General features: G+C 47.9%; 11 protein-coding genes and 1 other RNA gene. 7 read left to right on the top strand and 5 right to left on the bottom strand.

The window, feature by feature from the left end; genetic code table 11:
- Window positions 1–93 precede the first annotated feature (93 nt).
- The 6 genes from J0895_RS00475 to J0895_RS00450 all read left to right on the top strand — a co-directional run bounded on the left by J0895_RS00475 (window position 94) and on the right by J0895_RS00450 (window position 4,482).
- Window positions 94–720, top strand: a complete 627-nt coding sequence (locus J0895_RS00475; RefSeq protein ID WP_207086186.1) for a TenA family protein — start codon at window positions 94–96, stop codon at window positions 718–720.
- Window positions 721–826: 106 nt separating this feature from the next.
- The gene (locus J0895_RS00470) at window positions 827–1,129 is read left to right on the top strand and encodes a DUF6464 family protein (RefSeq protein WP_207086185.1); all 303 of its coding nucleotides are present in this window, start codon (window positions 827–829) and stop codon (window positions 1,127–1,129) included.
- Window positions 1,130–1,204: 75 nt separating this feature from the next.
- Window positions 1,205–1,885, top strand: a complete 681-nt coding sequence (locus tag J0895_RS00465) for a hypothetical protein (protein ID WP_207086184.1) — start codon at window positions 1,205–1,207, stop codon at window positions 1,883–1,885.
- A gap of 147 nt (window positions 1,886–2,032) precedes the next feature.
- An RNA gene (gene rnpB / locus J0895_RS00460) (RNase P RNA component class A) lies at window positions 2,033–2,423 on the top strand.
- Window positions 2,424–2,558: 135 nt separating this feature from the next.
- Entirely contained in the window at window positions 2,559–3,281 is a 723-nt protein-coding gene (gene rnc, locus J0895_RS00455; RefSeq protein WP_207086183.1) for a ribonuclease III, read from the top strand.
- A gap of 136 nt (window positions 3,282–3,417) precedes the next feature.
- Window positions 3,418–4,482 carry a Gfo/Idh/MocA family protein gene (locus tag J0895_RS00450; protein WP_207086182.1) on the top strand — a complete coding sequence of 355 codons (1,065 nt, stop codon included), beginning with the start codon at window positions 3,418–3,420 and terminating at the stop codon, window positions 4,480–4,482.
- A 200-nt stretch (window positions 4,483–4,682) separates the two neighbouring features.
- On the opposite strand, the gene J0895_RS00445 is transcribed toward J0895_RS00450, so the two are convergent.
- Entirely contained in the window at window positions 4,683–6,719 is a 2,037-nt protein-coding gene (locus tag J0895_RS00445; RefSeq protein WP_207086181.1) for a sensor histidine kinase, read from the bottom strand.
- 469 nt (window positions 6,720–7,188) lie between these two features.
- Window positions 7,189–8,619, bottom strand: coding sequence for an IctB family putative bicarbonate transporter (locus J0895_RS00440; RefSeq protein WP_207086180.1), 1,431 nt, complete (start codon window positions 8,617–8,619; stop codon window positions 7,189–7,191).
- 194 nt (window positions 8,620–8,813) lie between these two features.
- On the opposite strand from J0895_RS00440, the gene J0895_RS00435 reads away from it, so the two are divergent.
- Window positions 8,814–8,963: a hypothetical protein gene (locus J0895_RS00435; protein WP_207086179.1), complete on the top strand. Its 150-nt coding sequence runs from the start codon at window positions 8,814–8,816 to the stop codon at window positions 8,961–8,963.
- Between the two features lie 5 nt (window positions 8,964–8,968).
- Here J0895_RS00435 and J0895_RS00430 read toward each other — a convergent pair whose 3' ends face one another.
- The 3 genes from J0895_RS00430 to J0895_RS00420 all read right to left on the bottom strand — a co-directional run bounded on the left by J0895_RS00430 (window position 8,969) and on the right by J0895_RS00420 (window position 11,221).
- Entirely contained in the window at window positions 8,969–9,688 is a 720-nt protein-coding gene (locus J0895_RS00430) for a GUN4 domain-containing protein (protein ID WP_207086178.1), read from the bottom strand.
- 240 nt (window positions 9,689–9,928) lie between these two features.
- Window positions 9,929–10,417, bottom strand: a complete 489-nt coding sequence (locus tag J0895_RS00425) for an adenylyltransferase/cytidyltransferase family protein (RefSeq protein ID WP_207086177.1) — start codon at window positions 10,415–10,417, stop codon at window positions 9,929–9,931.
- Between the two features lie 57 nt (window positions 10,418–10,474).
- Window positions 10,475–11,221 (bottom strand): response regulator transcription factor, encoded by a 747-nt coding sequence (locus J0895_RS00420; RefSeq protein ID WP_207086176.1) that lies wholly within the window; start codon window positions 11,219–11,221, stop codon window positions 10,475–10,477.
- Between the last annotated feature and the right edge of the window lie 135 nt (window positions 11,222–11,356).

The raw sequence follows: 11,356 nt of genomic DNA, 5'->3' as shown, positions 1-11,356 counted from the left end.
TTCTCTTAAGTTTGTAGTAACGACTTCAATCATTCTCTTAACTTCATCGTCCTAAACATCAATCCAGTCAACACCTATCAAACTCTCCAAAATATGACCCTATCTCATGAATTGTGGAAAGCGAATCAAGACTTAGCCCAGGATTGCCTACAACATCCCTTTGTCCAAGGCATTGGCAATGGTAGCTTGCCGCGATATCAATTTGCTCATTATGTGGGACAGGATGCCTTTTTCCTGGAATCCTTTGCCCGCGCTTATAGCATTGCGGCGGCCAAAACTCCTGACTGGCAAGCGTTTGAAATCTTCCATGCCCTAGCTAGTGGCGTCTTAGAAGAACTGCGCTTGCATCAAGGTTATGCAAAAACCTGGGGGATTGATTTTTTAGCGGTGAAACCGACTCCGGCAACTCGTCGTTACACGGACTTTTTACTCGCAACCGCTTGGAGTCACGATGTTGGGTTAACGGCGGTGGCAATGGCTCCTTGTATGCGTCTTTACGCTTTTTTAGGGCAGCAATTGGGAAAAAATGGGATTCCCAATCACGACTATGCTGACTGGATTCGGACCTATATTGGGGAAGAATTTGAACAGTTGTCGGGACAGTTAGAACATCTGCTCGATCGCTATGCTGCCTCAACACCCCTAACCCATTCCACTTATCGTTATGCCATGTTATGCGAACGGGATTTCTTTCAATCTGCTGTGGAACTCACCGCCTAACAACTCCCCTGCAATCTGAGTCGGGTTTCCCGGTGGAGGTCGGTGGAGGTCAGTTTACCTGAGATTAACCTGCCGATTTTAAGGAGTTCAGTTCGAGTCATCCGCCATGTTAGAGACACTTATCATTTTTTTGGTTGGGATAACGCCTCCGTTACTCTCTGTGTTCGCGATGCGCAAAGCAGAAGATCGGGCGCGAACTCGCTTGCAAGCGGCCCGAGAGATTCCCCTTATGAGAATTCCTTCTCCCCCTCCGATTCCCGGCGATCGCCATTATGTCGAAGGCATCGGGGATGTGACTGGGGATATCAATTGTCGTTACAATGCGCGATCGGGCTATCTACGTTGCGCCCTCAATCCCGAAGGACCTTGTGAAACCTGTCGTCAGTATGAACCCCGCGAGTCTTTTTAACGCTTTTTCATGGGCGACAGGCAATCTATAGGCTATGCTATGAGCGTCGCCCCATTCCCTTTGCTCTAACCCCTGATGACTGGACTGGATTGGATTGTAATCGCCGTTTATCTAATCTGCGTGAGTGCTGTTTTATTACGAGCTTTTTCTTCTTTATTGGCGGAGAAAGTTCTCATTAAGTTAGATGAAAATTTTCTCAAAAATCAACTAGAAACCCAAAACTTAGAAAACCGAGTTCGATTCAAATTCTTTCTCGCCCCCCAATATGATTTAGACCAGTTTCGGGTGATTGAGGTGAGTGTGCAAAATCAATCCCCAAATCAAACCCTTTATATTGATTGGGATTATAGTGCTCTGATTGATGCTCAGGGTCGCGAACAACGCCTGGTTCGACTCCCACCGGGGATGACATTTGATTTGTTACCCGCTCAAGTTTTTAGCGTGATTGCACCCGGAAAAACTCTCCAAGAAGTATTTACGGCAGAATCAGCCTTAAAACGAGAGGGGGAAATCGGACCCTTAAAACCCGATCGCGTCATGCTGAACCTTGCCTCCCTCAAACCGAACCCGAGAAAACAGGTTTCACCCAAGGCGGAACTTCCCTGTTTGACGTTCACTATCCAGTTTGCTCTACGCTTTGGTATGGGAGAACATAATCTGGGAAATCTTCCGCTTTATCTGGTGAATTGTCGGTTTCAGGCGTCGGTTTTGCCCTGGGTTGTTAATATCCCCTGGAATAAGCGTCGAGATTTTTAAGGGAGTATTTTCGTAAGGACTTACTCATTATTTTAAGCGTAACCTATAACTGTAGGGTTGATTCGCGAATCAACTCTACAGTTCCCATCCGACCACTCAACTGTGTCAGATTGTGGCAGTCTATCGATTATAATCAGAATTGGGTAGAGAGTTGGCGCAGGCAGTTGCGGATTCTCACGAATCTGAGGAAAGTCCGGGCTCCCGAAAGACCAGACTTGCTGGGTAACGCCCAGTGCGGGTGACCGTGAGGATAGTGCCACAGAAAGATACCGCCGATGGAGGGATTGTCGGCTTGGGCGATCGCTCACAGGTAAGGGTGCAAAGGTGTGGTAAGAGCGCACCAGCAGGGTCGAGAGGCTCTGGCTCGGTAAACCCCGGTTGGGAGCAAGGTCATAGGGACAAGGGTTGGTCTTTTACCCGTTCCGCTTAAAAAGAACCGCTAGAGGCTTCTGGTAACAGAGGTCCCAGATAGATAACTGCCCCATTCATGGCAATTGTCATGAGTGGAACAGAACCCGGCTTATGTCCGACTCTCTCCCTTTCCAATTTTTATGCTAATTGTAAATTCCCAATTCGATTGCTGAAAGGGTTAAATTTTAACGTTAAAATTCAACTGGTTAAAGGCTAAACTCTCATCAATTTTAAGGTTAATTTTTAATTTTTCAACATTCTTATGACTCTTCTTTATCCTCAACGACAACGCGAGTTACAGAAACTGCTACAAAAATTAGGGCTTTCTGACGGCATCTCAATCCGTTGGGACTTGTTACAGTTGGCGTTGACTCATCCGAGTGTTTCTGGGGAAGCGAACTATGAACAGTTAGAGTTTACCGGAGATGCGGTTGTTCGGTTAGCGGCGGCGGAATTGTTAATGGAACTGTATCCCCAGGAAAAGGTGGGGGAGTTGGCGACGATTCGTTCGGTTTTGGTGAGCGATCGCACCTTAGCAGAGATCGCAGAAGGGTACGGACTGGAGCGCTATCTGCTCGTTTCCGCCAGTGCTGCTGGAGATATTACTGGCAAGGAATCTCGGTTAGCCGATGCCTTTGAAGCGATTTTAGCCGCCCTGTATTTAAGTACCCACAATTTGGATTTAATTCGTCCTTGGTTAGACCCGGAATTCAAACAGCGATCGGAAGAAATTCGCAAAGATCCAGCGCGTCACAACTATAAAGATGCGTTGCAAGAATTGACCCAAGTTCGCTATAAAATTTTACCAGAATATCGGGTCTTTGAAACCCATCGGGAACATTACCATCCTGATCGCTTTACGGCGGAGGTGTGGCTATTGGGAAAACTCAAAGGCAATGGCACTGGACGCAGTAAAAAAGCGGCGGAACAAGCCGCAGCAAAGGTGGCATTTTTTGCCCTGCGAGAGTTGGATATCGCTCAGTAATCACGATTTATAGCAGTTCTCATGAATATACGGACTCGCCCTCACCCCAAACCCCTCTCCCAAAGAGGGAGAGGGGTTTGGGGTGAGGGCGAGTCCTTCAAGGGCTATATCAATATCAAATTATCACTATCAAAAAATGTCAAATCCAGTTGGGATTGCAATTCTCGGGGCGGGTCGTTGGGGTGTCCATTTGATCCGAAATTTTTTAAACCATCCCCAAGCGCGAGTGATGGCGGTGGTTGACCCTCATGTAGAGCGATTGAACTCGGCGCGATCGCAATTTAATTTAGATGAAAGTGTGATTCTGGCAACGGATTGGCAGGACATCAAACAGTTACCCGGACTCGAAGCGGTGGCAGTGGCGACTCCTGCTGCTACTCACTATGCCTTAATCTGTGATGCGATCGAGCAGAATTATCACATCTTAGCGGAAAAACCCCTAACTCTTGACCCCGCAGAATCTCGGGAATTATATGAACGGGCAAAACAACGTCAGCTTCAGATGTTGGTGGATCATACCTATTTGTTTCATCCGGCAGTGATTGCCGGAACTGAAGTGGTGCAAGGGGGACGACTGGGGGAATTGCGCTACGGATATGCCACACGCACTCATTTGGGTCCGGTACGCCCAGATGTGGATGCCCTGTGGGATTTGGCAATTCATGATATTGCTATTTTTAATAGTTGGTTGGGAGAATATCCGATTCAAGTCCAAGGGACTGGGCGAGTGTGGTTGCAACCGAATCCCGTTGAGGGAGGTGACTCGAAGCTGTTTCCCGAGGGGTTATCGGATTTCGTGATGGCAACGCTGACTTATCCGAGTGGATTTCAGGCGTTTATTCATTTGTGCTGGTTGAATCCAGATAAACAGAGACGCTTGGCGGTGGTGGGGAGTCAAGGAACCTTGATTTTTGATGAAATGTCTGGGGATGCGCCTTTGGTGATTCAACAGGGTTGTTTAGAAGCAGAGGGCGATCGCTGGATTCCTACAAATCAAAACCGGGAAGTGGTGAGGTTAGAAAAAGCTGAACCTTTAGGGCGGGTTTGCGATCGCTTTTTGGAGTTGGTGCGCGGCAATGGACAAGGGGTAGAATCTGGGGTAATCGACTCATCTTCTGGGGCGATCGCCACGGAATTAATCACCATTCTCACCGCTTTAAGTCACTCGATCCAACAAGGGGGACTACCTGTTCAGCTTTAGGACAAATTTCCTTCCCTAATCCTGTTATAAAACTCGATTTTTGGGGTGGAATTGACCTCCATAGATTGTTGTTGCTGATGAATGAGCCGTGACAGTTGCTTGGAATTACGAACTTGGAGGATAACGACTGAAGTCGTTACTACTAACTTGGAGGAAATAATTAGAAATGGTGAAGGAGTTGTAGGGAGGGTTAGAACAATTTAGCGATTTTGTTCTTTGGGGGTTTTCGACTCCAACGCTACGGGAATAAAGGGAGTGGAATTGAGGATCGGCAAAACCACCTCAACGGTTGTTCCCTGACCGATGCCCTTACTGTCTAAGCGAATTATCCCACCCATCAGTTCGATTAAATTGCGGGAGATTGCTAAACCTAAACCTGTACCCCCTTTGGGGCGAGTTCTGGAGCCATCCACCATGACAAAAGGTTGAAAGAGTTTCTGCTGCTGATCCGGTGCAATACCAATTCCCGTATCCTGGACAGAAATCACCAAATGAGGCTGTAGGGAACCATTCCCACTATTGGCTTTATTAAAGGACTGACCCTCGCTTAACCCTTCGATGCGAGTTGAGATGGTGATTCGTCCGGTGTCCGTAAACTTAATCGCATTCCCCATCAAATTAAGAAGTGCTTGTTTCAGTTTAGCGGGATCGGCTTCGACGGTAATGGATTGAGAATCTTCCTGAAATTCTAACTGCAAACCTTTCTGCTGAATTGCGGATTGCTGCAAGTCGATCGCCTCTTTAATCAGGCGTTTGACATCAACCTGCTCCATAACCACAGAGAGAGTACCGGCTTCAATTTTAGAAATATCGAGAATATCATTAATAATATTCAGTAAATGAATAGCTGCATCATCGGCCCGTTGAAGAAACTCAACTTCTTCCTCCCGGTTATCACAGCAATCATCTCTAACTAAGCGAATGCAGCCGAGAATAGCATTGAGAGGGGTTCTCAACTCATGAGAAATAGTCGCCAAAAATTCATTTTTCAGTTGGTTGGCGGTTTTCGCTTCTTTCCAGGCGATTTCTAACTCCTCTGCCCAAGCTTTCAAGCGTTCTACCATACTGTCGAGGGATTCAGCGAGCTGGTTAAACTCGCGAATGTTAAAGTTATGCGGAACTCGTTCCGTGGTAGCACGGCACTGAATGTTCATGGCATAGTCTTGTAATTTCTCAATAGGTAGAGCCAAATCCCGCGTTAAGTAGAGAGTCGCCAGCAGATTGGCAGCTAATAAGCCTAAGATTAGGGTGAATAGAACGTTTTGAATCTCTTTTAATCCAGCCAGAGCATTGTCCAGGGGGGTGACAGCGAGGATCACCCATTTGCGTTCTTCCCCGGTAGATAGAGGACTAGGAATGGCAGTATATCCCGAGAGTAATTCGATGCCCGCTTGATCAAAATTAAAGAGATGGAAAAAGTCCTGACGGTCTTGGAGGGCATTTCTAATAATACTTTCTAGGCGTTTGGCATCTAATTCGTCCTGAATGTTTCGTCCAACGCGATTGATGTCGTTTCCATGTTCAAGAATGGTGCCATCTTGGTCAATGACGACGGTGTAGCCGGTTAGTGATCCAGGTTCAATGAGGCGATCGCTGGCCCGTTGCCCTAAAGTGGATCGAATGGTTAAGGCATAGTCTGGAATCCCTGAATTATTGACCGCCAATGGATTGTTCTGATCCAAATACACTGGGGCGCTCAGAACCAATTTGAGTTGGTCGAAATAGCTGGGGTCATTTTTGGAAACTACTGGGGCCGACTCACCGGATGGGGTTTCTGATAGAACGGTTTTGATATGAACTTCGGAACCAGTCCCGGGGACAAAACTGCCTTGCTGTTGCCACATCTGCAACATTTGAGGACTCAGGGGTTGATTCCCACAGGTACTCGCGATGATTTCTGTCGTTTGCACATCGGTCAATTGAACGCATTGGACCTTGGTGGGTAATCGTTGCGCGAGTTGCTCGATATAATTTTGCACAGCTTGCGCCGGACCTGAGTGCAGCACGACGGATTCACTGGCGGTGAGTAGGTTAGCTTGGAGGGATACGACGGATGCATTAATGCTATCCCCTTTACGAACGGCGCTTTCTGTAAGGTTTTGGCGAGCGGTTTCGAGCAGACTAGAGCGTGCCTTGCGATAGGTCACATACTCCCCTAACAGCAAAACAGGGACGCTTAAGAGTAAAATCCGCGACAGCAGGATACGGCGAAAGGAGGATTGACCTGACTTAACCATAGGAAGTTTTTAGCGTTTAGGATGCAAGCCCCGGTGATAACAACTCTGGAAACGCCCAGGTGAGTGGACATTTGTTCCTTGGATGTTACAGCGACGAGGCAGAACTTGTGTTACCAAAATTGCGAGGCTGCTACAAACGGATGTTGTCATTAACCCAATTCTTTGAAAGTTATTGTCACCCTGCTGATTGAATCCGACAACGGATGTCTCATACCTCATTCCTCATTATTTGTTGGAATTGGCAATGGCATGGAAGACTGAATAAATCCAGAATCGCGAACCTGTTGGCTCTGGATCCCGTAGTATCAACTTCATGTTTTGAAGATGCGATCGCCGGTTCTAAGTCTTAGTTTTCCCCAAAATGTCCAGAAAATATTGGCGCTCATTATTGAATCGTCCAGATTTTTTATCAACTTTACAACAATAGAGCGCCCTGGATGAGGAATCGAGTTTGAGCGGTTTTCAGAATCTATTGGACCCTACCCGGCTCCTCTTGATCTGTTGATCGATGATCCTCAATCGAGGTTGACTGGGGGTAGGGAACGGTGTAGTAGCTGGCAACCAAAGCTACCGCAAGCCACCATAGCATATTGACTTGGGGTCGATACCAGACCGTATCAAAGGCTCCGTGGGCCATCATCCCTAGGATAATCGCGATCGCTGCAATTAGCCAATACCCTTGACGGCTGGCTTGGTCTCTCCGGCGATGGATCTGCCGGACTCCTTGGCTGAGGAGGACGAAAATCAGTCCTAAAAAGGCACTCAACCCAATGAATCCAGTTTCTACAGCGATTTCTAACGGCACGGAATAGGCGCTCAATGCGGTATATTTGGGCCGCATATAGAGTGGGTAGATTTGGTTAAATGCAGTGTTGCCCGGACCGATCCCAATCACCGGGCGATCGCGAATCATTTCAAACACCGCGTCCCAGACATTCATGCGGAAGTTATTGCTACTATCTTGGCGTCCAACTAACATACTGGCCGCCCGATCGCGCACTGGTTCCACAAACAGCAGGGCGAGGAGGATGACCCCTACGGTTGTTCCTAAGACAACGGGCATGGCCCATTTTCGCCATGCTTCTGGTAGCTTGACACTCCACCAATAGACCAACAGCAGAATCAGAGTCAATCCACCCACGACTAAGCCAATCCATCCGCCTCGACTATAGGTGAGGATCAGACATAAGGTGTTGACTAGGGTCATGGTCACTGCTAAAGCTTTGGGGACCCACCCGCGCCAAGCAAAAATTGCGGCCACCCCCAGGAATACCGCAGGCAAGAGATAAGCAGCCAGGAGGTTCGGATTGCCCAGGTAACTATAAACCCGGGTTACTTTCGCCATTGGAGAGTTAGGATCGGTCCAAGTTGCCAGGGCTGTTGCGCCAAATCGCCATTGCCGGATGCCATAGATACTGACAAAGGTGGCAGCGTGCAGGTACAGGGCAATCACAAAGGAGCGTAATTTTGGCGATCGCAAGACCCGAGTCATGAGGGCAAACAGGAGTAAATACAGGGTGAGTTTGGTCCAGCCGACAAAGGCGGCCTTTTTCACCGGGGACATGGCGGTGGCGACGGTGCTGATCCCCCAATAGAGCAAAATCAGCAAGTGAACGGGGGTAAACCCACTTTTGTCATCATCGGCTAAGGTGACTAAGACCCAGTAGGCCCCGCAAGCGACCAATAATACGCCGATCAGGGCAGTGGAAACAAAAGGCCCCAGGAGAAAGAGTAATCCCACTAACAAGGCGGCGATCGGGTCAGCCCACTGGATTAAGAAGCTGCCTCGACGTAGAGGGGCGAGAATACCGATCGCCTGGTGCAAGTAACTCGCGCTACTCCACTGATACAGGGATAAATTGGCTCCCCAACTGAAGATCGGTGGAAACAGATTTCTCATAAAATTCAACACCCAATGGAACCCAACAATGAAAGTTTTCCTCGGATTTAAGCTGCCCCTACTATAGCCCCGGTTTTTCCTCGCCAGGGCTTTAGTTTATGGCCGGCGATCGCCTAGAGGGAACCCTAAAATGCTCCGTCTGTATTATTGCTCCACAATCTGGATCAAGGAGCAACCTCCTCTAGGATTATCCAATGACTCCCATCATTTTCCCGGTTTCTCCACCGGAAAATTCCCTGGGTTCCCGGAGCATTCTGCTGTCAAATCCGGCGATCGTCGAGTCTATGACTCAGGACGATTCTGACCGAGGTAGCGCCTTGCTTTTGCTATATTTTTCCCTCTAGCCCGACTAACCCCAGGCTGGATGAGTGAGCAACTTTTCAATGACTCGAACGCCACGCAATTGATTAGACAGGGGTAAATGACCTCGGGGAGCCGTTAAATCCCAGGTAAATTCCCCTGGATATCTTGTCCAGGTATTGCCACTTTTCCAGCCAATTTTAGGCCAGAGTTTGTCCCAATTTTTCCCGACTCCCAGCCAAATTTCCCGCTGGACAGACAGGCCAAATTTCCCCTCGGAATAAACCTGCCAAAGCTGATCTAGAGTTTTCAGGTCCTCCAGGGGAAATTTATCAATGTCCGTGAAATACAGCCATTTTCTTTCCATTGCTTTGGGTCCGGCCAGTTCGCACAGTTTTTGCATACTCACGCGATCGGCCTCTTGATAATCCTGTTTTGCCAGTAGTTCTTGCACTTGGGAATAATCAATGCCGCGCACTGATTGCAGGGAAACCAAGCCATTCGGATAGGCGTTTCTTAAAAAATCGGCAATCCCTGGAGAATCAGTTTTCAGCAATAATTGATAGATTTTTCCATCAATGAAATTGACTGGCCCATTCTGACGCGCTTGCAAAAATTGCTTTAATATAATTAAGCCCGCTTCCCCAGTTCCGGCAATCTGTTCTATCAGTTGAAGCTGATTTTTCTCGGATGCGGTTTTTAATTGAGATTCCAGGTCGGCTAGATTTACGGAAGTTTCCGATAGGGATGACGTTGTTGGTTCACTCATACATAATTGTTGAATATCGAATTAACAAACAGGTATTTTACTGGATCTAAAAGTAGGAGGCTTCAATGGTTTTAACCAGTAACTTCCTGGGCCATTAATTCTTTAATCCGCATAAAAAAACATAGAAGTCAAGAGAAACTGCTCCGGTTAGCTCAAACAGTGCAGGACATCCCTGCCCCCTTTAAGGACAAGCGACTTCCGATCGCGTTGATGGACTTGAACATTAGGGTGCTGTTCAGGTTAGGGCTTGAGAATAGAAAGAATTATACCAGTAGTGGAGGTCGGAACTTCAATTTTACAAAGTTCAATGCGGCCCCCATAGCCTTGCACCGTTGGGGCTTCCGGTAGACTCTCTACAGTCCAGTCTCCACCTTTAACGTAAATATCCGGCTTGAGGGCCTCTAGGAGGGTAATGGCAGTGGGTTCGTTAAAAATAATCACACCATCTACGGGTTTTAAGGCACAAAGCACTTCGGCCCGTTGGATTTCTGGGATAATGGGTCGCGCAGGCAGACCGGGTTGGATGGGTTTGATGGTTTGGACCGAGCGATCGCTATTCAGACCGACCACCAGAGTCTGACCCAAGGATTTGGCGGTTTGGAGATAACGAACGTGACCCACATGAAGCAGATCGAAACAGCCATTGGTAAAGACCAAGGGCCGCCATTGTTCGGGATGAGCGGCGATCGCCTCAACCAAGTTAGAAATCGTGTAAAGACCAGGAATCATCGGTTGTTCTCAAACAGCAAACAGCAAAAATTTGATACCATCGGGTTCCCCCAAAACCTAGTTCGGTTCATGTTCACTCCCCGGTCGATATCCATGTTCAAAAGCAAAGCGCACCAGTTGGGAGCGATTTTCTAATCCCAATTTACTCAAAATTCGACTCAGATGAGTCTGAACTGTCCGGGGACTAATCACCAACCGCGCTGCAATTTGTTTATTCGGATGGCCTTGAATGACTTCCCAAAAGACTCGCGCTTCCGCAGGAGTCAGGGGAAGCGGTTCCGGCTGCATCGGGTTCAAGTTCTCGGACTCAACCCGATGACGATGCCACCCATCTGCCGGATCGTGAATCGGTTGCACCGACTCTTTCTCAGTCCTAGACGGCGAAGTCTGCGGGGTAAATTGCTGCATCAACCGGATCATCTCGGCGTGAATCCGTCGCGATCGCTCTAATTGCGCCTCGATTTTTGCCACCAACTCTAAGGGTTCAAACGGTTTAATCAAGTAATCATCAGCCCCGATCGCATGACCTTCTATGCGATCGTCCAGTTCTCCCTTACTCGATAAGAAGATAAACGGAACCAACTTCCCAGCGGGATTCTTGCGAAGACGCCGACAAAATTCAAATCCGTCCATCAAAGGCATCATCACGTCTGATACCACCAAATCCGGTGGATCCCGCTTGAACAGGTTTAACGCTTCCACTCCTGAATCTGCTTCCTCAACTACAAATCCCTGCTTTTCCAAATGACGTTTCAGCATCATTCGCAGAGTTTTATCATCATCAACCACTAAAATTCGTTTCATCTTTGACACTCCCGATGTCTAAAGACACGGGGATTCTTGCATAGCCTTAGACCAAAGCCTAATTCTAATGGGCGCTGCTCATTGTGCCTCTAATAAGTCCGCTCAAATCTAGTTTGAACTTTCACTTTACGTTTA

Source organism: Phormidium pseudopriestleyi FRX01 (genome assembly GCF_017313335.1).
Lineage (GTDB): Bacteria > Cyanobacteriota > Cyanobacteriia > Cyanobacteriales > Laspinemataceae > Laspinema > Laspinema pseudopriestleyi.
This window is presented reverse-complemented; position numbering and strand designations above follow the sequence as displayed.

Bases quoted from the DNA above. Each gene is read 5' to 3' on its own strand.
- J0895_RS00475 (WP_207086186.1), top strand. From the start codon at position 94: ATGACCCTATCTCATGAATTGTGGAAAGCGAATCAAGACTTAGCCCAG.
- J0895_RS00470 (WP_207086185.1), top strand. From the start codon at position 827: ATGTTAGAGACACTTATCATTTTTTTGGTTGGGATAACGCCTCCGTTA.
- J0895_RS00465 (WP_207086184.1), top strand. From the start codon at position 1,205: ATGACTGGACTGGATTGGATTGTAATCGCCGTTTATCTAATCTGCGTG.
- rnc (WP_207086183.1), top strand. From the start codon at position 2,559: ATGACTCTTCTTTATCCTCAACGACAACGCGAGTTACAGAAACTGCTA.
- J0895_RS00450 (WP_207086182.1), top strand. From the start codon at position 3,418: ATGTCAAATCCAGTTGGGATTGCAATTCTCGGGGCGGGTCGTTGGGGT.
- J0895_RS00445 (WP_207086181.1), bottom strand. From the start codon at position 6,719: ATGGTTAAGTCAGGTCAATCCTCCTTTCGCCGTATCCTGCTGTCGCGG.
- J0895_RS00440 (WP_207086180.1), bottom strand. From the start codon at position 8,619: ATGAGAAATCTGTTTCCACCGATCTTCAGTTGGGGAGCCAATTTATCC.
- J0895_RS00435 (WP_207086179.1), top strand. From the start codon at position 8,814: ATGACTCCCATCATTTTCCCGGTTTCTCCACCGGAAAATTCCCTGGGT.
- J0895_RS00430 (WP_207086178.1), bottom strand. From the start codon at position 9,688: ATGAGTGAACCAACAACGTCATCCCTATCGGAAACTTCCGTAAATCTA.
- J0895_RS00425 (WP_207086177.1), bottom strand. From the start codon at position 10,417: ATGATTCCTGGTCTTTACACGATTTCTAACTTGGTTGAGGCGATCGCC.
- J0895_RS00420 (WP_207086176.1), bottom strand. From the start codon at position 11,221: ATGAAACGAATTTTAGTGGTTGATGATGATAAAACTCTGCGAATGATG.